Source organism: Rhodoferax sp., assembly GCF_028688795.1.
Taxonomy (GTDB): Bacteria; Pseudomonadota; Gammaproteobacteria; order Burkholderiales; family Burkholderiaceae_C; genus Rhodoferax.
This window is the reverse complement of the sequence record NZ_JAQTXM010000007.1, coordinates 41,719-63,080: the sequence shown is the minus strand read 5'-3', so window position 1 is coordinate 63,080 and position 21,362 is coordinate 41,719. Positions and strand designations below refer to the sequence as shown.

Annotated in this window: 16 protein-coding genes; 5 read left to right on the top strand and 11 right to left on the bottom strand. The window is 59.9% G+C overall.

Translation table 11 applies throughout. From position 1 onward, the window contains the following. Window positions 1-41: 41 nt before the first annotated feature. The 6 genes from PHQ58_RS07140 to PHQ58_RS07115 form a co-directional block, all read right to left on the bottom strand. Window positions 42-6,131 (bottom strand): Hpt domain-containing protein, encoded by a 6,090-nt coding sequence (locus tag PHQ58_RS07140; protein ID WP_300109005.1) that lies wholly within the window; start codon window positions 6,129-6,131, stop codon window positions 42-44. Window positions 6,132-6,171: 40 nt separating this feature from the next. Further along, window positions 6,172-8,433, bottom strand: coding sequence for a methyl-accepting chemotaxis protein (locus tag PHQ58_RS07135; RefSeq protein WP_300109003.1), 2,262 nt, complete (start codon window positions 8,431-8,433; stop codon window positions 6,172-6,174). 21 nt (window positions 8,434-8,454) lie between these two features. After that, window positions 8,455-8,985: a chemotaxis protein CheW gene (locus tag PHQ58_RS07130; RefSeq protein WP_300109000.1), complete on the bottom strand. Its 531-nt coding sequence runs from the start codon at window positions 8,983-8,985 to the stop codon at window positions 8,455-8,457. A gap of 11 nt (window positions 8,986-8,996) precedes the next feature. Continuing rightward, window positions 8,997-9,362, bottom strand: a complete 366-nt coding sequence (locus tag PHQ58_RS07125; RefSeq protein ID WP_300108998.1) for a response regulator — start codon at window positions 9,360-9,362, stop codon at window positions 8,997-8,999. Further along, window positions 9,362-9,760 (bottom strand): response regulator, encoded by a 399-nt coding sequence (locus tag PHQ58_RS07120; protein ID WP_300108995.1) that lies wholly within the window; start codon window positions 9,758-9,760, stop codon window positions 9,362-9,364. Before PHQ58_RS07120 ends, PHQ58_RS07125 begins: the two co-directional genes overlap by 1 nt. Before the next feature lie 71 nt (window positions 9,761-9,831). Next, the gene (locus tag PHQ58_RS07115; protein WP_300109342.1) at window positions 9,832-9,984 is read right to left on the bottom strand and encodes a rubredoxin; all 153 of its coding nucleotides are present in this window, start codon (window positions 9,982-9,984) and stop codon (window positions 9,832-9,834) included. A gap of 135 nt (window positions 9,985-10,119) precedes the next feature. On the opposite strand from PHQ58_RS07115, the gene PHQ58_RS07110 reads away from it, so the two are divergent. The 3 genes from PHQ58_RS07110 (at window position 10,120) to PHQ58_RS07100 (ending at window position 14,452) form a co-directional block, all read left to right on the top strand. Further along, complete coding sequence (locus PHQ58_RS07110) at window positions 10,120-11,088, top strand: bifunctional hydroxymethylpyrimidine kinase/phosphomethylpyrimidine kinase (RefSeq protein WP_300108992.1); 969 nt, start codon at window positions 10,120-10,122, stop codon at window positions 11,086-11,088. Further along, window positions 11,072-12,385 carry a glutamate-1-semialdehyde 2,1-aminomutase gene (gene hemL, locus PHQ58_RS07105; protein WP_300108990.1) on the top strand — a complete coding sequence of 438 codons (1,314 nt, stop codon included), beginning with the start codon at window positions 11,072-11,074 and terminating at the stop codon, window positions 12,383-12,385. The genes PHQ58_RS07110 and hemL overlap by 17 nt, the downstream gene beginning before the upstream one ends. 87 nt (window positions 12,386-12,472) lie before the next feature. Further along, window positions 12,473-14,452 carry an ATP-binding protein gene (locus PHQ58_RS07100; protein ID WP_300108987.1) on the top strand — a complete coding sequence of 660 codons (1,980 nt, stop codon included), beginning with the start codon at window positions 12,473-12,475 and terminating at the stop codon, window positions 14,450-14,452. A 25-nt stretch (window positions 14,453-14,477) separates the two neighbouring features. Here the strand turns inward: PHQ58_RS07100 and PHQ58_RS07095 are convergent, their stop codons facing one another. The 4 genes from PHQ58_RS07095 to dusB form a co-directional block, all read right to left on the bottom strand. Further along, window positions 14,478-15,170, bottom strand: a complete 693-nt coding sequence (locus tag PHQ58_RS07095; protein WP_300108985.1) for a dienelactone hydrolase family protein — start codon at window positions 15,168-15,170, stop codon at window positions 14,478-14,480. A 33-nt stretch (window positions 15,171-15,203) separates the two neighbouring features. Then, window positions 15,204-16,787, bottom strand: coding sequence for a bifunctional phosphoribosylaminoimidazolecarboxamide formyltransferase/IMP cyclohydrolase (gene purH / locus PHQ58_RS07090; protein ID WP_300108983.1), 1,584 nt, complete (start codon window positions 16,785-16,787; stop codon window positions 15,204-15,206). 84 nt (window positions 16,788-16,871) lie between these two features. Beyond that, complete coding sequence (locus tag PHQ58_RS07085; protein WP_300108981.1) at window positions 16,872-17,108, bottom strand: helix-turn-helix domain-containing protein; 237 nt, start codon at window positions 17,106-17,108, stop codon at window positions 16,872-16,874. Continuing rightward, window positions 17,105-18,145: a tRNA dihydrouridine synthase DusB gene (dusB, locus tag PHQ58_RS07080; protein WP_300108980.1), complete on the bottom strand. Its 1,041-nt coding sequence runs from the start codon at window positions 18,143-18,145 to the stop codon at window positions 17,105-17,107. Before dusB ends, PHQ58_RS07085 begins: the two co-directional genes overlap by 4 nt. 169 nt (window positions 18,146-18,314) lie before the next feature. Here dusB and PHQ58_RS07075 point away from each other — a divergent pair, with 169 nt between their 5' ends. Continuing rightward, the gene (locus tag PHQ58_RS07075) at window positions 18,315-18,785 is read left to right on the top strand and encodes a YqaA family protein (protein WP_300108978.1); all 471 of its coding nucleotides are present in this window, start codon (window positions 18,315-18,317) and stop codon (window positions 18,783-18,785) included. 199 nt (window positions 18,786-18,984) lie between these two features. Here the strand turns inward: PHQ58_RS07075 and ychF are convergent, their stop codons facing one another. After that, window positions 18,985-20,070 carry a redox-regulated ATPase YchF gene (gene ychF, locus PHQ58_RS07070; protein WP_300108976.1) on the bottom strand — a complete coding sequence of 362 codons (1,086 nt, stop codon included), beginning with the start codon at window positions 20,068-20,070 and terminating at the stop codon, window positions 18,985-18,987. 154 nt (window positions 20,071-20,224) lie between these two features. Here ychF and PHQ58_RS07065 point away from each other — a divergent pair, with 154 nt between their 5' ends. Continuing rightward, window positions 20,225-21,334 (top strand): FAD-dependent monooxygenase, encoded by a 1,110-nt coding sequence (locus PHQ58_RS07065; protein ID WP_300108974.1) that lies wholly within the window; start codon window positions 20,225-20,227, stop codon window positions 21,332-21,334. The last annotated feature ends 28 nt before the right edge of the window (window positions 21,335-21,362 follow it).

Below are 21,362 nucleotides of genomic sequence, written 5' to 3'. Positions count from 1 at the left end.
AATAGCTTTTTACGCCCTATTCAAAAGGGCTAGAGCACTATTTATACATAAATAGTTGCTTCGCAATACTGCCGCACCAGAGCGATCAATTCGTCCTCTGGGTAAGGCTTGCCCAAGTAATGGTCGACCTTGAGCTCGCGAGCGTAATCGCGGTGTTTTTCGGCAATGCGCGAGGTGATCATGATGATGGGCAAGTCACTCAGGCGGGCATCACCGCGAATATTTCGCACCAGATCGAACCCATCCATACGCGGCATTTCAATGTCGGTCAACACCACCGACGGCTTCTCAAGTTGCAGCGCTTCCAGCGCCTGTAAACCGTCAGAGGCCAAGACCACACGAAAGCCCTCGCGCTTGAGCAGGCGCTGCGTCACACGGCGCACAGTGATTGAATCGTCCACCACCAGCACCAATGGCAACTGCGCAGTGGTGGCGGGCAAGCCGGTGACAGGCACCTCTTGGGCAGCGCTGAAGGCTTGCGCCTGCGCGCCATAACTCACCGAAAGCGCCACCGGGTTGTAAATCAACACTACCGCGCCCGAGGCCAACACCGACATACCCGCCAACCCCGGCAGCCTGGAGAGCTGTGGTCCGAGGTTCTTGACCACCACTTCCTGGTTGCCCAGCACCTCATCCACATGCAGGGCCACATGGCGCCCGGCACTGCGAAAAATAGCCACCGATGCCGTTTTGCCCGGAACCTCTGCGCTGATTTTGGAGGACTGCAGCAACGCACCTGCCCAATAAAACGGCAACGCGGCGCCGTTGTAATTGAACTCACCGGCGCTGTAGGCAGCGGCCAGTTCACTGGCCGGCACTCTGCGCACCAACTCCACCAGACTGGCGGGCACCCCCATCACCGCGTCACCGATGCGCAGCAACACCACTTGGGTCACGGCCGTGGTCAGCGGCAGCACCAGCCTGAACTGGGTGCCGTGGCCACTTTGGGTGCTGAGCTCGATGCGTCCGCCCAGGGCGTTCACCTCATTGCGCACCACATCCATGCCAATACCGCGCCCGGAGAGTTCACTGACCGCGGTGTCGGTCGACAGCCCAGAGGCAAAAATCAGGTTGGCCACTTGCTCATCGGTCAACGCCTCATCGGCGGACATCAGGTGCTGGGCCAGCGCTTTGGCGCGAATGGCGGCCAAGTCCAGACCGGCACCGTCGTCATGGAAACTCACGGCCACGTCGTTGCTTTGCTGCTCCAGCGTGATGCTGATTGTGCCCACCGGCGGCTTGCCCGCTGCTACGCGGGCCTCAGTGGCTTCAATGCCGTGGCCTACGGCGTTGCGCAGCAAATGTTCAAACGCGGGGGCCACGCGGTCTAACACGCCGCGGTCCATTTCCAGCGAGCCGCCCACAATGTCGAGCTTGACCAGCTTGCCTGAGTCCTTGGCGGCTTGTCGCACCACCCCGTAAAGACGCTCGGAAATGCTGTCGAACTCGACCATACGGGTGCGCAGCAGGTCACGCTGCAGCTCACGGGTCTGGCGCGCCTGGGCCACCAGATCGTCCTCGACCCCGGCCACGGTTTGCTGCAAATTGCGCTGCAGGGTGGCTACATCGTGCACCGACTCGGCCATCATGCGGGTCAGCTCTTGCACGCGGGTGAAGCGGTCAAATTCGAGCGGATCAAAAGCCTGCGCGGCATCCTTGGTTTGCGCCAGACGCGACTGCATTTGTGATTCAGACTGCAGCTCCATATCGCGCAGTTGGCTGCGCAAGCGGTCCAGATTGCTGGTCAATTCATCGAGCGAGCCGCGCAACTGTCCCAGGCGCGACTCCAACCGGGCGCGGGTGATGATCACCTCGCCGGCCTGGCTGACCATGCGGTCAAGCACTTGCGAACGAATCCGGATGGTCTGCCCAGCTGAGCGCCGCAACGGCAACACAGGCGGCATGGACGCCACAGAGGACACCGGCGCCCACACCGACACCACGGTCTCGGTGGCTTCCTGCACAGGTGCCAAGGCGGGCTCGGTAGCCTCCGGGATAGCCGGCGCCTCCGGCAGAGCCAGGGCTTGCAAGGGTGTGGCGCGCAAGGCGTCGAACACCTGGGTGATGCCATCCAGGCGAATCAGCAAGGGTTCGATCAAACTGGCACGGGCGGCTTCAGGGTCGATACGCTCAAGCGCAGACTCCATGCGGTGGGCCATTTCGCCCAAACGCATGGCACCGGCCAGACGCGCACTGCCTTTGAGGGTGTGCAACACCCGCAGTGCCTCTTGGCGCGCGCCCAGATTGTCCGGACGGGCACTCCATTGGCGCAGGGCCGAGCTCAATTGCGGCAGCAACTCCAGCGCTTCTTCTTCAAAAATCGGGAACAGGTCAACGTCGAGCACGTCAACGGCTTCAAACTCATCGCCAGGCAACTCGGCAAACTGCGACAGTGCCGGCTCTTGGGCGTTGGCCGACTCATACGCTGACAAATCTGCCAGTGCATCGTCTACCAGCAGGGCATCGCCCTGCAGAGCATCAACCAGCAGCGCCTCATCCTCGGTGGCGGACAACTCGGCTGCAGGCAACTCTGGACCCAGGACATCTTTTTCCAAGACGCTTTCCGCTGCGGCGTCTACCTCGACTGCTACCTCTGCCTCGTCTGCCACATCTTCCTCAGCCATCACATCCACCGGCAACGCAACGGCTTCAATAGCCTCTGGCTCAGGGCTTGGTTCTGGCTCAAAAACTGAAAGGTCAGTGTCCAGCAAGGCTTTCAGCGCCGGCAGGTGTTCAGGGTCAGGTTGCTTGAGGAAACCGGCGGCAAACTGGTGCAGCAAGCGCCGAATGTCTTCCGCCACCGCCACAAACAACTGGGCGTGGCCGGGCAAACCGACACCGGCCAACTGCACATGTTCCAACGCGTGTTCCAGCGCGCGCGCCAGCTCGGACAAGGTCATGAATCCGACGGTGGCCGAACTGCCAGCCAACGAGTGCGCCAGGGAGATGGCAGCGTCTGGCAGCGGTTGGTCCAGCTCCAGTGACCACTCCGTCAACTCCGTCAACAGCCGCCGCGACCATTCATCCGCCTCATTCAGGTAAACGTTGTACAACGGGATGCCGATGCGCAAGCTGCCAATGACCTTGACCTGATCCTCTGCTTCCTCTGCTTCCTCTGCTTCCTCTGCTTCCTCTGCCTCTGCCTCTGCCTCAGTTTCAGTTTCTGCCTCAGTTTCTGGTGCCTCTGGTGCTTCAGTTGGCACCTCAGCTACGGCTTCAGGGGTGAACATTGACTGCGGCTCGAGCAGGTCTTCAGGTGCTGTCTCTGGCTCCGCCAGCGACGGGACTTTTTCACCACTCAAGGCATCGTCCAATGCCTTCATCGAGTCTTCCATCGGCGACCACAAGTTGTCCAGCAACTGGGTCTCACCAAAATCAAACATTTGCGTGTTGGCAAAGTCTGCTGCTGGCTCTTCCAGATCCTCTTCCAAAGCCTCGTCTTCAGTCGCCTCCGCGGCCGCTTGCTCAGGCACAGGTACCGTGTCAGTCAAGGGCATTTGGAACTCTGGCCAATCCAACAACTCCGGCAATGGCGGCGCGGCAGCTGAGCCGCTGGCAGCTTGCAACGCACTGCCAGCCACAGACTCGCTGAAGTCCTGCAACACCGTGTCAGCCACGGCCAAATTAAAATCTTGCAGCTCTTTCTCGCTCACCGACTCATCGGCATCCTGTAACCCGGTGTCAGCCACGGCCAAATTGAACTCTTCCAACTCTTGGTCGGTGACCGGCTCGCTAATCTCTGGCAGCTGCACTGCTGCTATGGCAGGGGCCTCTGCGGGCGACGCCGACAAATCAGAGCTGACATTTTCAAGTCGCAGCTGGTCAGCGGCCCGTCTGAAGGGCTGGGCGCTCCAGGTCGCATCTTGCCCCACGGCAATGTCTTCCACCCACTGGCCCAACGAGGCGATGGCCTGGCCCGACAACTTGACCAACGCCGCACTGGCTGGCTTTTGCTGTGGCAGCCAGGCATTGAGCAGCTGCTCCATGGCCCAGGAGGCCTCACCAAATTCACTCAAACCCACCATGCGCGAGCTACCCTTGAGGGTATGAAAGGCGCGGCGCAGCCCCGCTTGCTGTTCAAGGTCTGCCGGGTTGGCCTGCAACGCGCTCACCGCCTCCATGCCAGCCCCAGCCACCTCACGTGCCTCATCCAGAAAGATCAGCCGCAGCTCAGCATCATCCTCGTCCTCCTCAACCATGGCTGCTGTTGGCGCAGGCGGCAAGACTGTTGTCGCGCCAGCGGCTTGGGAAGGCAGCGCGCTGGCCACAGCGGCAACAGGCAAATTGGCGGCCGCCGTTGACAGCGGTGGCACCGGCACTTCGCTGACGATCTGATCCGCAGCTGGTGGCAATTCCTCTGCAGGTGCTTTGTTGCGGCCCATCACCGAACGGAATTCACCCAATGCCTCGTCGTACACAAAGAGCTTTTTGGCTAATTCACGCTGGTAGCTGAGCATGTCAATCAAAAAGCCCAGTGCCCCCAGGCTGTTGCCCAGCTTCTCAAAAACCTCCGAGCGGTCAGGCAGCGGGTCGGCGTCATTCAAAAGGGATTGCTCCACCCGATCGCGCATGCGCAGCGTCGCCAGGGCCGCCTGATCCAGGCCAAGGACCGAGAACACCCCGCGCATCAGGGCCAGTTTGCCGGGCACCTCGTGCAAGGGCAGCTTTTCTTCGGGATGCCTGAAAAAGGCGTCCAGCGAAGTTTCGACATCTCCCAGCGTGGTGCGCAATTCGTCCACCACGCTGCCCATGATCTGTCGGTCGCTGACGCGGCGGTATAAGTCCTCCATCCAGGCATCCAGGGGCTCCGACTGGCCCGCGTCCATGACATGGTCGAGCCGCTGCGCCAGCCGTTGGCTGCGTTGCGTCATTTGCTCGTTGGTTGGGTCCATGTCGTCATAAGCCGCCTCAAGGTACAACACGGCGGTGGCCACTTCCATGGCCAGTGACGGGCTGGGCGCCCGGCCCGAGCGAGCCACGGAATCCATCGCACGCGTCAGCGCCACGGCAAGCTCACGGCCTTGCGGGTGCAGCTTGACAATCGATTCAGTCACCAGGTTGAACTGGTCAGAGGCGGTCTTGATGCGCTGGGTGTCTCCCCCGCAGAGGGCGGACCAGGTCTCGGTCAAGGCAGCGATGCGTTTACGCGCTAGCGCCAGCAGCGCCGGGTCAAACAAGCCAAATTGAGGCTTGACATAGTCCACCGGCTTGCTCTGCGTCAGGCCATAGGCCTGCCGCACCGCCCTTAGGGCCGGGGCTAACTGACCGGCCGCGGGAGCTGCCTGGGCACAGAAAAACAACAGGTCTTGCACCAGTCGCTCGGACACATCGGGTTCGCCGCGCGCCAGCGTGCGGTATTGCGACAGCACACGCGAAGCAGCGCGCTTGCTGTACACATCGGCCGGGCACAAACCCAATGCCACAGCCTCAAAATAAGCAGCCGACACGGCCCAAAAAACACGTGGATGCAGACTTTGTTGCTCTGCAGCAAAAGCCCAGCTGATGTCAGCCATCGCTTGGGCGGAAGGCACGTGGGCAGTTTTGACCACATTGAGCACATAACCGTCAATGCGCGAACGCACGCCAGAGTCATACCCCAGGGGCTTGACCGAATCGGGCACGGCCACCGGCAGCCAGCGCCAGTCGTGCACCCACAAATCGGCCGGATGAACGCGGTCTTCGCCCACCAAATCCAGCACGTCGCGGTATTGCGGAAACAACGCGATGGGGGATGAGGATTTGCCTTTAAGCAAGCCCTCCAGGTAATCCGTCAAGGCGTAGCTGGCCCGTTCGACCTTAAGCGCGGCCTCGTCACTGCAAAATTCGGGGCGTTGCACGAACTTTTGCGCCAACACTTCCATGGCACGCAACATCTTGGCCGGCACTTCCAGCCCCACCATTTCCAAAGCACCCACGGCCTGGTGCAGTTGCTGGCGCGCAATGCGCAATTGGCTGGCATCCAGCGCGCCCAGGTCAGACCCGCGGGACAACTCGGCATCACGCACAAACCGCTTCAGCGCCTTGGTTGCGCCGTCAAGAGATTTGCGCAACTCATCGAGCACCCAGGCCAACGGGCCTAAATCAGGCTCAATGACGGCATGTTCACCAGGCAGGGCAGCTTCAGAGTGCATGGGGTCAGATCATGAAAAAATAAGAGAGAGTGACGCGGGATCAGGCGATGCGAAAGCGCGCCACCGACTGACGCAGCTCCTCGGCCATTTTGGACAGCTCACGCACCTGCGCGGCGGTGCTTCGGGTGCCCTCACCGGTTTGCTCGGTCACCGCAAAAATATGCTGAATATTGCCCGCTACCTCATTGGCCAGATTGGCCTCGCGGGACGTTGTGGCTGAAATCTGCTCAATCAGCTCAGCCAACCGACGCGACACCTGGTCAATTTCAGTCAGGGCCGTACCTGCGCTGTCGGAGAGTTTGGCACCTTCCACCACGCCCTGGGTAGATCGCTCCATGGCACCGACCGCGTCCTGGGTGTCGGTTTGAATTGCTTTCACCAAGGTGGCAATTTGCCGCGTGGCATCGGCTGACCGCTCGGCCAGGCGCTGCACCTCTTCGGCCACCACGGAGAAACCACGGCCGGCCTCGCCCGCCGAGGCCGCCTGAATAGCAGCGTTGAGCGCCAACACATTGGTCTGTTCGGTGATGTCAGAAATCAACTCAGTGATTTCACCAATTTCCTGCGATGACTCACCCAGACGCTTGATGCGCTTGGAAGTGTCCTGAATCTGGTCGCGAATAGAATTCATGCCGCCAATGGCGTTTTGCACCGCTTGCAGCCCGACTTCGGCCGCTTGCAGTGATTGCCGCGCCACGGCAGCGGATTCCTGCGCTTGCGCAGACACCTGGTTGATACGCGCCGCCATGTCGAGCACCGAGCGGCCAGCGTCACGAATTTCGCTCAGCTGCTCATTGGATGCAGCCAGCAGTTCAGTGGACGTGATGTCCACATCGGCCGTGGTTTGCGCCACCCGTGCAGCGGTATTCTGGACGTTGCCCACCAAGGAGCGCAACTCTTCCACGGTGTAATTGACCGAGTCGGCAATCGCCCCGGTGATGTCTTCCGTCACGGTGGCTTCTTGCGTCAAATCGCCTTCAGCGACCAACTGCAACTCGTTCATCAGCCGCAAAATAGCCGCCTGGTTGGCATCATTGACGCGCTTGGCCTCTTGCTCAAGGCGCTGTGCCTGCAATTGCTGCAACTCGGCCGCCTGCTGCCGTTGGCGGCTGTCGAGCAACTGCACGTAAGACAAGCCACCAGCGCTCAGCAGCGCCAACAACGCAGCCACCAGCAACGTGGTCAGGGCCACACCACCCAAGCCGGTTTCTGACGACAGCGCTGTCTGTAGTGCCTCCAGGTCTTTGCGCAACACGTCACTGTCATTCAGGATCGACACCTGTGCCTCGCGCGCCGACACCAGGCCCTGCAAGTTGCCCAAAATGGCAGCAGCCTGGGTGCGTGTGTCTTCGTACAGCTTGATCAGCGCGGTGAGTTGCTCGCGCGTTTGCGCGTCAGTACTGGCGGACAGTCGCAGTTCGGGGCTGCCATCGAGCAAGCCTTTGGCAATCTCTTTGAACGAATTCAGGTCCTTGCCCAACAAAAACACAGCCTCCGGGCTGACCCCTTCAACCGTCAAAAATTCATTGGATGACTTGCCGATGCGCTGCGTCAGCATCACCAGCTGCCCAGCCGCCGAAATCTCAACCGCTGGCGCGTTTTGCTGCAACTTCAGCGACGACACCGCCTCTGCAATTTCCAGCAGGTCAGACGATTGCCGGTTAATCAAACGCAGCGCGGCCCCCACCTGGGTCAGCGTTTTTTGTTGCGCCAACACGGTGGCGGCACTTTTTTCGGCACGATCCACCAACGGCACCGCTTTTTCCAGCAGCGGCTTGTAATTGACGCTCAGTTCGTCCAGCCGCAATTCGGCATCGCCCGCCATCAAGCCCCGCACCGATTTGACCAACACCTGCGAACTTTGCGCCATGTCAGGAAACGCCCGAGCGTCGCCCACCAGCGCCTGCGACACTGACTTGGCCAGACGTTGCGACTGCATCAGGGATTGCCCCGTGGCGCTGAGTTGCTGCGCTGCACGCTCAGACTGCTCAAAGCCCAGCACCGTCACAATGGCCAACAACACCAGAGAAACACCCAGCAACAACGCCAGGGTACGCTGGTGTTGACCAATGGTTTTTTTACCCAGCACCGGCAAGGCGATCTGGTCAGTAAGCCCAACATTCACGGCAGCCTCTGCGCGCTGCGGCGACACCTCGGGCGCGCCGTACTGGGTTTCTCCGGACTTCAGTTCAGCCTCCATCTGCTCGGACGACGCAGAATCGCCCGCAACGTCTCGCGAGTCCTGCGCTGCGCCGGGCGGTTTTTTCTTGAACAGGTTTTTCAGTTGGTCAACAAAAGCCATCACATTGCCCCAGGTAAAAATTCACGCACCAATAGCCAAAAATTCGGGATGCTGCGCCAACAACTGCAAATTGATTTCTTGCCATGAGACTTCTTGCGCATCCACCAAACGCTGTCCAAAATAACCAGGTGACCCAGCAGGCGTAGGCACCACGCGAACAAACGCATCTTGCCGACGCATACCAACCAAAGCATCCACCAGCAAGGCAGCGTTGACTTCCAGCTCGGCATTAAATGTCACCAGGCGGGCCTGCGACCACTGCTGCTCAGTGCGGCTGCAAGGCTGGGCACCACCGATGAACCTGGCCAGGTCAATCACGCCGTAAAGTCCGCCTCGCAGGTTCATCACGCCCATGAACCAGGGCTGCACGTAGGGCACCGCGGCCATTGCCGCCAGCGGAAAAATCTCCCCGGATTGCGCCAGGGGAAACAGGTAATTATCTGGTCCGATGCGCACCGCCAACCAGGCGGCAGAGACACCTTCGCTGCGCGCCAACTGCAGCCGCTCAGCAAGGCGACTTTGCAGGTCTCTGAGCGCTTCTTTGTTTGCCATGGTTCGAAGGCTTAGCCCAGAGCCCTGATTTTTTCCATCAGCTCAGCCTCGTTGACAGGCTTGGTGATGTAGTCTTTGGCGCCCTGACGCAAGCCCCACACGCGGTCGGTTTCCAGGCATTTGCTGGTGCACATGATGATCGGGATGCCCGCGTACTCGGGCGTGCGGCTGATCGAGCGGGTCAGCTGAAAGCCGTTTTGCCCGGGCATCACCACGTCCATCAGGATCAGGTCTGGCTTTTGGGCAGCAATGCGCTTGAGGGCCTCGTCTGCGCCCTCGGCCGTGTGCACTGACATGCCATTTTTTTGAAGCAGGCCAGTGAGGTACATCAACTCGGTTTTCGAGTCGTCTATCACCAGGACATGTTGAATCGTCACTATGCCGCTCCTTGTGCCGCCACACCAAACTGTTCAACCGCTTTCAGCAGCTGGTCTTTGGTAAAGGGCTTGGTTAAATAATCTTGCGCACCGACCATGCGGCCTCGCGCCTTGTCAAACACGCCGTCCTTGGACGACAACATAACCACCGGCACATTGGAAAACTGGGCGTTTCGCTTGATGATGGCGCAGGTCTGGTAGCCGTCCAGCCGGGGCATCAAAATATCGCAAAAAATCAGGTCGGGGTGGTAGTCGCTGACCTTGGCCAACGCGTCAAAGCCGTCTTCTGCCAGCACCACATCGTGCTTGCCGGCCTTGAGAAAGATCTCGGCACTGCGCCGGATGGTGTTGCTATCGTCAATCACCAGAATTTTTAAATTTGACCCTGTTGTAGTCACAAGATGTCACTCCCGAGTTGACGACCCATCGCAGAAAAACCTGCCGTCAGGCAGGCCCCAAGCCTGATGCGTCAAATTTGAACCATTTCAAAATCTTCCTTGCGGGCCCCGCACTCTGGGCAGGTCCAGTTCAAAGGAACCTCACTCCAGGGCGTGCCGGGCGGCACGCCATGCTCGGGGTCACCCGCGGCTTCATCATAAATCCAGCCACAAATCAGGCACATCCAGGTCGTTGATTGCGTCACAGCTAAAAAAGCCTTCAAATAGAATGTCAATTCTCATACAGCCGATCTTCTGCCCTCGCAGCCAGCACCGGTGCCCACTGCCATATTCTGCCTGAAGAAACCACCGGCTCCCAGATGCTTCCCCACTCGTTAACCCCTGACACAGACACCCCTGACACGCCTGCCGGCCCAGCGTGCATTCTGGTGTTCAACAGCAATGACCCTAGTGGCGCGGGTGGCCTGGCGGCCGATGTCGGCGCCATTGCCTCGGTGGGAGCCCACGCCCTGCCCGTGGTGGCAGGCGTCTATGCCCGCGACACCGCGCATATTTTTGATTTTTTCCCGATGGACGACGAAGCCGTGGGTGAACAAGCCCGGGCCGTGCTGGAAGACATTGAGGTACAGGCCATCAAGCTCGGTTTTGTCGGCACGCCCGACAACCTGGGCGTGGTGGCAGGCATTTCAGCCGATTACCCCGATGTGCCCCTGATCGCCCACATGCCCGACCTCTCTTGGTGGACAGTGGACCAGATCGAGGCCTACCACGAGGCGTTTTCAGACTTGATCCTGCCGCAAACCAGTGTCCTGACCGGCAACCACAGCACATTGTGGCGCTGGCTGCTTCCGGCTTGGAGCGGTGAGCGCAACCCCACCGCCCGCGACATTGCCGTGGCGGCCGGTGAACACGGTGCCAACTTCACCCTGGTCACCGGCATCAGCACCATCGATGGCCAGATTGAAAACACACTGGCCGCGCCGCATTCTGTGGTGGCCAGCGAAAAATTTCCACGCCAGGAACGAGCATTCACCGGCGCGGGCGACACCTTGTCTGCCGCACTGGCGGCACTGCTGGCGAGCGACTCTGAATTGCCGCAAGCGTTCTCTGAAGCCTTGAGCTATCTGGACCGCGCCCTCGCTGGGGGCTTTCGGCCCGGCATGGGAAGCCACATGCCGGACCGCCTGTTTTGGGCCCAGCCTGAAGATACAGCGGCAGCAGCAGAAATAGAAGCAAGAACAGAACCCGACAACGCCATCCAACAGGGCGAAAATTCTTCGCCCTCCATTCAATCACCAGAGCCAAACACCCATGACACACCCCACTGACCTCAATCAAGTTCTGTTCGACCGCGCCAGCAAAGTGATTCCTGGCGGTGTCAACTCGCCCGTGCGCGCCTTTCGCGCCGTGGGCGGCACACCACGCTTTATCAGCCGCGCGCAGGGCGCTTACATTTGGGATGCCAACGGCCAGCGCTACACCGACTACATCGGCTCCTGGGGCCCGATGATTCTGGGCCATGGCCACCCGGCCGTGGTGGAAGCGGTACAAAAAGCCGTGCTGGAAGGCTTTTCTTACGGCGCGCCAACCGAGCGTGAAGTCGAGCTGGCTGAGGCTATTTTGAAGATCATGCCCAGCATGGACATGGTGCGCCTGGTGAGCTCGGGCACCGAAGCCGCCATGAGCACCATCCGCCTGGCACGCGGCGCCACCGGACGCAGCAAACTTATCAAGTTCGAGGGCTGCTACCACGGCCATGCCGACGCATTGCTGGTCAAAGCAGGCTCCGGTCTGGCCACCTTTGGCAACCCCACCAGCTCCGGCGTGCCGCCCGAAGTGGTGCAGCACACGGTGGTGCTGGAATACAACAACATCGAGCAACTTGAAGAGGCTTTTGCCATCCAGGGCCACGAGATTGCCTGCCTGATGATGGAGCCGATCTGCGGCAACATGAACTTCGTGCGCGCCAGCGTACCGTTTGTGAAACGCTGCCGCGAGCTCTGCACCCAATATGGCGCGCTGCTGGTGTTTGACGAGGTCATGACCGGCTTCAGGGTGGCGTTGGGCGGCGCGCAAAGCGTCTATGCCAAAGACATCCCCGGCTTTGAGCCCGACATGACGGTGATGGGCAAGGTCATTGGCGGCGGCATGCCGCTGGCAGCTTTTGGCGCCAAACGCGCAGTGATGCAGCACCTGGCCCCGCTGGGCACGGTCTACCAGGCGGGCACCTTGTCAGGCAACCCGGTGGCCACCGCCTGCGGCTTGGCGACGCTGGCCGAGATCAGCAAACCAGGTTTCTACGACGAACTGGGCCGCAAGACCCGCGCCCTGATCAGCGGCTTGAGCCAGGCAGCGGCAGCCGAAGGGGTGGCGTTTTGTGGTGACAGTGAGGGCGGCATGATGGGCTTTTATTTGCTGCCCGAGCTGCCCCAGACCTACAGCCAGGTCATGAAAACCGAGGGTGCCAAGTTCAACCAACTGTTCCACGGCCTGCTAGACCGTGGTGTTTACATTGCACCCGCACTGTATGAAGCCGGGTTTGTGAGCAACGCACATACCGATGCCGACATTGCAGCCACCGTTGCGGCCGCGCAGGACGTCTTTAAGTCACTATCTACTCAATAGCTTCTTACGCTTGCTACACAAGGGCTACAGCCATATTTATCATAAATTATGAGCCTTTGCTTGTAAGGCCCTTAGTGACGCATATTCATGGACACCGACAACTCCTATTTTGAGATTCTGAACCAACTGCAGACGGGTGTCGTTGTGCATGGGCCGGATACAAAAATTGTGTTTTGCAACCCGCGTGCGAGCGAATTGCTGGGTTTGTCGGCCGACCAAATTCGCGGCAAAACCGCGATGGACCCGGTCTTGGCGTTTGTCGATGCGACCGGACGCGCCATGCCCACGTCAGATTACCCGGTCCATCGGGTCATTGCCAGTGGCCAGGCGGTCAAGGGCATTGTGATGGGCGTCAACAAAGGTGCCCAGGCGCAGACCGTCTGGCTGCTGGTCGGGGCCTTTGCCCAACACAACGCGGCTGGGCAGTTGACCCAGGTGGTGGTCGATTTTTATGACATCACCGAGCAGCGCAAGACCGAGCTTGAAGCGCAGCGCAACATGCAACTGCTGCTGGGGTCGATCGAGGCCATTGACGAGGCCTTTGTGATCTACGATTCCGATGAGCGCCTGGTTTACTGCAACGAAAAATACCGCCGGCTCTATCCGCACTTGGGCCATTTGATCGTGCCTGGCGTTCGATTTGAAGACGTCATCCGCGGCGGTGCTGAGATTGGTTATTACCGTGAATCCATCGACAACGTCGAGGCTTGGGTTCAGCAACGTCTGGCAGCGTTTCGGTCCGGCAGCCAGACCCGCGTTCAACGCACTTTTGACGGCCGGGTGCTGCGCGCCGTTGAACGCAAAATGGCCGACGGCAACACGGTAGGTTTCCGCATTGACATCACTGAGCTGGTCACCGCCACCGACGCGGCCTTGGCGGCCTCGCGCGCAAAGAGCCGCTTTCTGGCCACCATGAGCCATGAAATCCGCACCCCGATGAACGGCATTCTGGGCATGGCACAAATGCTGCTGGTGCCCGGCTTGCCGGACAGCAAGCGCCAAGACTACGCACAAACCATTTTGTCGAGCGGCCAAACCCTGCTGTCCTTGCTCAATGACATTCTGGATTTGTCCAAAATCGAAGCCGGCAAGCTCCAGCTTGAACGCACCCCCTTTGCGCCCGATGCGCTGCTTCATGAAGTTGTGGCTTTGTTTGCCGGTGCAGCGCAAGAAAAATGCTTGCAACTGGGCTACCGCTGGCACGGCCAAGCGGCGCAGCGTTATTTGGCCGATGCCCACCGTTTGCGGCAAATGCTGTCAAATCTGGTCGGCAATGCACTCAAATTCACCGCATCAGGGCAAGTGCAGATCGACGCCCGGGTGCTTGAAGGCACTGACAAAACAAGCGTGCTTGAATTTACGGTCAGCGACAGTGGCATTGGCATCGCAGCTGACAAGGTCGACTTGCTCTTCAAACCGTTTTCACAAACCGACAGTTCAACCACCCGCGAGTTTGGCGGCTCGGGGCTGGGCTTGTCGATCGTCAGCCACTTGGCCAAAGCCATGGGTGGTGATGTGGGCGTTCGCAGCGAATCCGGCCAGGGGTCAAGGTTCTGGTTTCAGTTACCGGTGGAACACGTGCCAGACGCGCCTGTGCGCCAAGTGCCTAAACCGGCACTTATTGGGGCTGACATGGCTGCTGTGCTGGTCGGCCATGTGTTGGTGGCAGAGGACAACCCTGTCAATTGCATGGTGATTGAGGCGCTACTGGGCCAGCTTGGGCTGCGTGTGACTCTGGTTCGTGACGGTCAGCAGGCCGTGGATGCCATGGCACAAACAGCGCCAGGGGCAGGTTCAGATGGGCAAGCCAAGCCCGACCTGATTCTGATGGACCTGAACATGCCGGTGATGGATGGCTACGTTGCCACCGAGAAAATTAGGCAGTGGGAAGCCGCCAACCAGCGGCCCCGCCTGCCCATCATCGCCCTGACCGCCAATGCCTTTGAAGAAGACCACCAGCACTGCCTGGCCGTGGGCATGGACGACTTTCTGACCAAGCCCATTGCCCTTGAGGCGCTGAAATTGGCGCTCATCCGGTGGCTGCCCACCGTGCCAAAAGCACCCTAGCGCACCCGGGCTAGGGCGCGGGGCATCAGCCCAGGTGGCGACCGAAAAACCGCAAGCTGCGGTCCCAAGCCTGCTGCGCCCAAACTGCATCAAACTGCGTGGCGGGGATGCGCCCGGGACCAACAGCGGTCTCGTTGGCAAACGCGTGGTAAGCCAGGTAGCGGTGAAAATCAAAGCTGACACCCGCAGCGCCAAGTTTTTCTTCGAGCAAGTCGATGGTCTCCGGCTTGAAGAATTCATCCTGCGTGGCCCAATGGCCCAGCAGCGGCGCCCGAATTTTGCTGGCGTCAATGTACTCAAGTGGCGGACAGCCGTACCAGACCACGCCAGCATCAATCTCTGGCGACTGCGTCAGCGCCAGCAGGGTCAGCGCGCCACCCATACAAAATCCGGTCACACCCACCTTGGGCGCGCGGGTTTTCAGAAACTGCACAGTGCCGCGAATGTCTTGGGACGCGGCATCGCCAAAATCAAGCCCTGTCATCAGGTGGTGTGCCTCTTCGGCCTCCACGGTGGACTTGCCGCGGTACAAGTCCGGCACCAGCGCCTGGTAGCCCGCGCTGGCCAAGCGGTCCGCCACGCCGCGAATCTGGGCATTGATGCCCCACCACTCTTGTATGACCACAATGGCCGGCGCGTTTGCCCCCTGCGCGGGCTCGGCCAGATAACCTTGAACAGACTTGCCGTCGGGGCGTTGAAAGCTGACGATGGTTCCCATTTTTCTCTCCTGTTTGATGTTCGTTCACGTCAATCAATGCCTGAAATGGCGCACACCACTGTAGACCATGGCCACGCCACGCTCATCGGCGGCGTCAATCACTTCCTGGTCGCGCATCGAGCCACCTGGCTGGATGACACAGGTGGCGCCAGCATCGACCACCACGTCAAGCCCGTCGCGGAACGGGAAGAAGGCGTCACTGGCCACGGCCGTGCCTTTGAGTGACAGCCCGGCGTGTTCGGCCTTGATGCTGGCAATACGCGCCGAATCGAGTCGGCTCATTTGACCCGCGCCGACACCCATGGTCATGCCGCCCTTGCAGAACACGATGGCGTTGCTCTTGACGAACTTGGCAATGGTCCAGGCGAACATCAGGTCTTGCAGTTGCTCAGGCGTGGGTTGCAGCTTGGTCACGACTTTCAGGTCTGCCAGTTTCAGGATGTGGTTGTCGGCCGTTTGCATCAACAAGCCCGAGCCAATGCGTTTGACATCCATGGCGTTGCGGCCGTTGTCCCAATCGGTGGCGCCACCAGCGGGCAGCGCAATTTGCAGAATGCGCACGTTCACCTTGCTCTTGAACACTGCCAGCGCCTCGGGCGTGAAAGCCGGGGCCATCAGCACCTCAATGAACTGCTTGGCCATTTGCAGCGCCGCGCGCTCATCGACGGTGCAGTTCGTCGCAATGATGCCGCCAAAGGCTGAGGTGGGGTCGGTGGCAAAGGCCTTGCTGTAACTTTCCAGCGCATCCACACCCACCGCCACGCCGCAGGGGTTGGCGTGTTTGACGATGACACACGCTGGCGTATCGAAGCTCTTCACACATTCCCAAGCCGCGTCGGCATCGGCGATGTTGTTGTAGCTGAGTTCTTTGCCCTGCAGTTGCACGGCGGTCACCAGTGAGCCGGGTGCCGGGTACAGGTCGCGGTAGAAGGCGGCACTTTGGTGCGGGTTTTCGCCGTAACGCAGGTCTTGCAGCTTGGTGAACTGGCTGTTGGCCTGGGCTGGGAACAGCGAGCGCGCAGGCACGCTGGCGGCTTCATCGAACTGGATGCTTGAGAGATAGTCGCTGATGGCACCGTCGTATTGGCTGATGCGGTTGAACGCGGCCACGCTCAGGGCGAACTTGGTTTTCAGCGTCAAGCCACCGTCTTTCAACTCGGCCAGCACTTGCGCGTACTGCGAGGCATCGGTCAGCACCGCCACGTCTTTCCAGTTTTTGGCCGCGCTGCGCACCATCGCTGGGCCGCCAATGTCGATGTTCTCAATGGCGTCTTCCAGCGTGCAGCCGGCTTTGGCCACGGTGGACTCAAACGGGTACAGGTTGACCACCAGCAGGTCGATGGTGTCGATGCCGTGCTGTTTGATCGCAGCCATGTGCTCGGGCAAGTCACGGCGCGCCAGCAAACCACCGTGCACCTTGGGGTGCAGGGTTTTGACGCGGCCGTCCAGCATCTCGGGGAAACCGGTGAGTTCGGCCACTTCGGTCACGGGCAAGCCCTGGTCGGCCAGCAGTTTGGCGGTGCCGCCTGTGCTCAGGAGTTTGATGCCCAGGGCGTGCAGGCTTTTGGCAAATTCAACAATGCCGGTTTTGTCTGAGACGGAGATGAGAGCGTTCATGGTGCGTGGGTCTTAAAGTTGAGAATTTAGATTTTTATGTAACAAATAGGGCTCTAGCCCTTATGAATATTGCGCAAGCAGCTCTTAATTAATGAGCTTATGTTCCAGCAATTTCTTTCGCAAAGTGTTGCGGTTCAGCCCCAGCCACTGCGCGGCTTTGGACTGGTTGTGGTCGGCGTGCTGCATCACCACCTCAAGCAGCGGTTTTTCCACCACGGCGACCAGCATGTTGTACATGCCGTTGGGCTCGCTGCCGCCCAGGTCACGCATGTAGCTCTCCAGGTTGGCGCGCACGGCGTCTGCAATGTGCAGGGGTTTCATTCGACAGTCTCCCTCTTTGGGTTGGTTTTATGGGGGGCAAGCACTGGCAGGCGGTCCGTGCAAGCATGGAGTTCATCAAAATAGTCAGCCACCGCCGCCCATTGCGATTGGCAATCCGACAAGGTGTTCATGCGCGCCCGAAAAGCTTCGCCACCGGACAAGTCGCGCACATACCAGCCAATGTGTTTGCGCGCGGTGCGCACGCCGGCAAATTCGCCATACAAGCTGTAATGATCCTGCAGGTGCGCCAGCAGCAACTGCTTGACCTCAAGCACCAAAGGCTGGGCCAGATGCTCACCCGTGGCCATGAAATGCGCGATTTCGCGAAAAATCCAGGGCCGGCCCTGCGCCGCGCGGCCCACCATAACGGCGTCGGCGCCCGTGGCTGCCAGCACCGCACGGGCTTTCTCGGGGCTGTCAATGTCGCCATTGGCCACCACCGGAATTCTCAAAGCGGCTTTGACGGCGGCAATGGTGTCGTACTCGGCAAAGCCCTTGTAACCCTGTTCGCGGGTACGGCCATGCACCGTGACCATCTGCACGCCAGCGTCTTCGGCCGAGCGGGCCAGCTGCACCGCGTTTTTTTCAGAATGGCACCAGCCGGTACGCATCTTGAGGGTGACCGGCACGCCGTGCGAGGCACAGGCCTGCACCGTGGCAGACACGATTTGCAGCGCCAGCAGCTCGTCTTGCATCAGGGCCGAACCGGCCCATTTGTTACAGACCTTTTTGGCTGGGCAGCCCATGTTGATGTCGATGATCTGGGCACCACGGTCGATGTTGTAACGCGCCGCGTCCGCCATCATCTGCGGCTCGGTGCCGGCAATTTGCACCGCAATGGGGCCGGGCTCGCCTTCGTGGTTGGCACGTCGAGAGGTTTTGAGCGAATCCCACAAATCAGGTCGACTGGTCACCATTTCGCTCACCGCGTAGCCCGCCCCCAAGCGCTTGCAGAGCTGGCGAAACGGCCGGTCTGTGACGCCCGCCATGGGCGCGGCAAAGTACCGATTGGGCAAAGAATAGGGGCCAATGTTCATGCGAACGGATTCAGGTGGGGCGTGACAACGGATCAAAAAAAAACTAAAAAACGGGGGGATGCGGGATTCTAGCTGCTGAAATTTTCAGCAATCAAAAGCCACATCGACCGGCGGATCAACGCCGCCGAGAACTGACTGCGCTTGGCCGCAAACCTATACTCGCGCACCCATGGAACTCTGGTTTGAACACATCCTCACTCTGCTGGCTTTGCCAAAATTTGGCCTCAGCACGGTGTTTTTGGTGTCGTTTGTGTCTGCCACCCTGTTGCCACTGGGTTCAGAGCCAGCAGTGTTCGGCCTGATTGAACTCAACCCCCACCTGTTTTGGCCGGCCATTGCCGTGGCCACTTTCGGCAACACACTGGGCGGCGCGGTCACGTGGTGGATGGGACTGGCATCACACAAGGTGATTGAGCGCCACCAGCATTCCAAGCATCACTTGCGGGCGCTGGAGTGGCTGGAACGCCTGGGACCCAAGGCCTGCCTGCTGGCCTGGTTGCCCGTGGTGGGCGACCCGCTGTGCGCCGTGGCAGGTTGGCTGAAACTGCCGTTCTGGCCCTGTCTGGCCTACATGGCAGTCGGCAAGTTTGCCCGCTACGTGACCATGACGGCAGCGTTGATGGGTGTATTTGGCAACTGACTCCCATCAAGCCAACAGCGCAAGGCAGAAGCGGGGCAGTGGCTGGGGCGCAACATCAAGAACCGAAGGTTCAGTCGACCCCAACCGCTGCCCCGCTTTTGCCGTGTTCAAACTACCGACGTAGCCGGTTTTCAATTGCTACTTAATCAATAGCTACTAGCGCCTATTCCATAAGACCTAGAGCCAGATTTCTTATAAATTATGAACTGAACAAGAAGTTCATCACATCGCCATCCTTGACGACATATTCTTTGCCTTCGGCGCGCATCTTGCCGGCATCTTTGGCACCCTGCTCGCCCTTGAAGGCAATGAAGTCTTCATAGGCAATGGTCTGGGCCCGGATATAGCCCTTCTCAAAATCAGTGTGGATCACGCCCGCCGCCTGCGGCCCGGTGTCGCCCTTGTGGATGGTCCAGGCACGCACCTCCTTGACCCCGGCGGTGAAATAAGTTTGCAGCCCCAGCAAATCGTAGGCGGCACGAATCAGGCGGTTCAGGCCCGGCTCATGCAGGCCGAGCTCTTCCAGAAACATCTGGCGGTCTTCGTCACTCATCTCGGCCATTTCGGCTTCCAGCTTGGCACTGATAGCGACCACAGGCGCATTCTGGGCGGTGGCGTAGGCCGTCAAGCGGTCCAAAAACGGGTTGTTCTCAAAACCGTCTTCAGCCACATTGGCAACAAACATGGCGGGCTTGGCGGTGATCAAAAAGAACTGTTTCAGCAGCGGCAACTCGTCCTTGGAGAACTCAATGGTGCGCACCGGCTTGGCTTCATTCAGGGCGGCCTGGCATTTTTCCAGAATAGCCACCAGCTTGACCGACTCCTTGTCGCCCGAGCGCGCCAGCTTGGTGACACGGTGCATGGCTTTTTCAACGGCTTGCAGGTCAGCCAGGCACAACTCGGTCTGGATCACTTCAATGTCATCAATCGGGTCGACCTTGCCGGCCACGTGGATCACATTGGTGTCTTCAAAACAGCGCACCACATTGATGATGGCGTCGGTTTCACGAATGTGTGCCAAAAACTTGTTGCCCAGGCCTTCACCGGTGCTGGCGCCAGCCACCAGGCCCGCAATGTCGACAAATTCGACAATCGCGCGCTGCACCTTTTGCGGGTTGACGATGACAGACAGCGCATCCAGCCGCGCATCTGGCACCTCCACAATGCCCACATTGGGCTCAATGGTGCAAAAGGGGTAATTTTCAGCCGCAATACCAGCCTTGGTCAGCGCGTTGAACAGGGTCGATTTACCGACGTTGGGCAAGCCCACGATGCCACATTTCATAACAAATCCTCAAACAGACTAAAGTGGGGCAACGGCGTGCAAAACGCCCGCATTGACCCTTTGAAACACTTAAAAACAGGGGGCTGAGTGTATGCCATGCGGCTTTTTTGCCCCTGAACGCAGCGCCTGAGGCACCCCTCCTACAATTCAAGGCATGACTCAACACCTAGACATTTGCATTCGCGGCGGCGGCATTGTGGGACACACCTTGGCCTTGTTGCTGGCCCGCGACCGGCTGCGCGTTGGCCTGGTCGCGCCCCAGCCCCAAGCCAGCGAACCCGATGTGCGGGCCTACGCGCTCAACGCCAAATCCAAAGCCCTGCTGGAATCGGTGCGCTGTTGGCCAGACGCGATGCACGCCACCGAGGTCACGGCGATGCAAGTCAAGGGCGATGACGGCGGTGAAGTGAATTTTTCTGCTGCCAGCCTGGCCGTACCCGCACTCACCTGGATCGTGGACGTGCCCGTCCTGGAGGCGCAATTGCGCGAAGCGGTGCGCTTTCAGCCCCATATCGAACTGATTGAGGCGCCCCGCGCAGCCACCCTGACCGTGGTGTGTGAGGGTCGCGCCAGTGCCACCCGCGAAGAATTTGGCGTGGACTTTTCCGCCACGCGTTACCCCCAACACGCCATTGCGGCACGTCTGGCTTGCGAAAAGCCGCATGCCCAGGTGGCGCGCCAATGGTTCAAGGAAGACAACATCCTGGCCTTTTTGCCGCTGGACGGTGCGCTTGGCCAAACGGTGGGTATCGTTTGGTCGGCCCCCAACCCGCGCACCCCGGAACTGCAGGCCATGGATGCGCCCGATTTTTGCGAAGAGGTTGAAGCATTGAGCGAAGGCTGCCTGGGCAAGCTCACCCTGACAGGTGAGCGCAAGGCCTGGGCGCTGCAATCGGCGCAGGCCAGCCGCTGGATCGGCGTGGCCAACGGCCAAAGCTGGGCACTGGCCGGCGACGCCGCACACAACGTGCACCCGCTGGCCGGGCAAGGCCTAAACCTGGGTCTGAGCGACGTGGCCGAGCTGGCTGATATTTTGCACACCCGCGCGTATTGGCGGCCCGTGAACGATGTGAAATTGCTGCGCCGCTACGAGCGCGCCCGCCGCGCTGAAGTCACCGCCACCGACCTGGCCATGACGGTGTTGCAACAGCTGTTTGCAAAAGAAGGCGGCAGCTGGCAAAAACTGCGCAACTGGGGCATGCAGGGCTTTGAGCTCAGCGGCATGACCAAGCATTGGGCGGCGCGTCAGGCCATGGGCTTGTGAACTTCCGAACTTAATTGCCTCCAGGGGG

What these genes read in the sequence shown, in the direction of transcription:
- PHQ58_RS07130 (WP_300109000.1), bottom strand. Translation starts at nt 8,985, where the DNA reads ATGGCAAACAAAGAAGCGCTCAGAGACCTGCAAAGTCGCCTTGCTGAG.
- PHQ58_RS07065 (WP_300108974.1), top strand. Translation starts at nt 20,225, where the DNA reads ATGACTCAACACCTAGACATTTGCATTCGCGGCGGCGGCATTGTGGGA.
- ychF (WP_300108976.1), bottom strand. Translation starts at nt 20,070, where the DNA reads ATGAAATGTGGCATCGTGGGCTTGCCCAACGTCGGTAAATCGACCCTG.
- PHQ58_RS07085 (WP_300108981.1), bottom strand. Translation starts at nt 17,108, where the DNA reads ATGAAACCCCTGCACATTGCAGACGCCGTGCGCGCCAACCTGGAGAGC.
- PHQ58_RS07075 (WP_300108978.1), top strand. Translation starts at nt 18,315, where the DNA reads ATGGAACTCTGGTTTGAACACATCCTCACTCTGCTGGCTTTGCCAAAA.
- purH (WP_300108983.1), bottom strand. Translation starts at nt 16,787, where the DNA reads ATGAACGCTCTCATCTCCGTCTCAGACAAAACCGGCATTGTTGAATTT.
- hemL (WP_300108990.1), top strand. Translation starts at nt 11,072, where the DNA reads ATGACACACCCCACTGACCTCAATCAAGTTCTGTTCGACCGCGCCAGC.
- dusB (WP_300108980.1), bottom strand. Translation starts at nt 18,145, where the DNA reads ATGAACATTGGCCCCTATTCTTTGCCCAATCGGTACTTTGCCGCGCCC.
- PHQ58_RS07135 (WP_300109003.1), bottom strand. Translation starts at nt 8,433, where the DNA reads ATGGCTTTTGTTGACCAACTGAAAAACCTGTTCAAGAAAAAACCGCCC.
- PHQ58_RS07100 (WP_300108987.1), top strand. Translation starts at nt 12,473, where the DNA reads ATGGACACCGACAACTCCTATTTTGAGATTCTGAACCAACTGCAGACG.
- PHQ58_RS07140 (WP_300109005.1), bottom strand. Translation starts at nt 6,131, where the DNA reads ATGCACTCTGAAGCTGCCCTGCCTGGTGAACATGCCGTCATTGAGCCT.
- PHQ58_RS07110 (WP_300108992.1), top strand. Translation starts at nt 10,120, where the DNA reads ATGCTTCCCCACTCGTTAACCCCTGACACAGACACCCCTGACACGCCT.
- PHQ58_RS07095 (WP_300108985.1), bottom strand. Translation starts at nt 15,170, where the DNA reads ATGGGAACCATCGTCAGCTTTCAACGCCCCGACGGCAAGTCTGTTCAA.
- PHQ58_RS07115 (WP_300109342.1), bottom strand. Translation starts at nt 9,984, where the DNA reads ATGTGCCTGATTTGTGGCTGGATTTATGATGAAGCCGCGGGTGACCCC.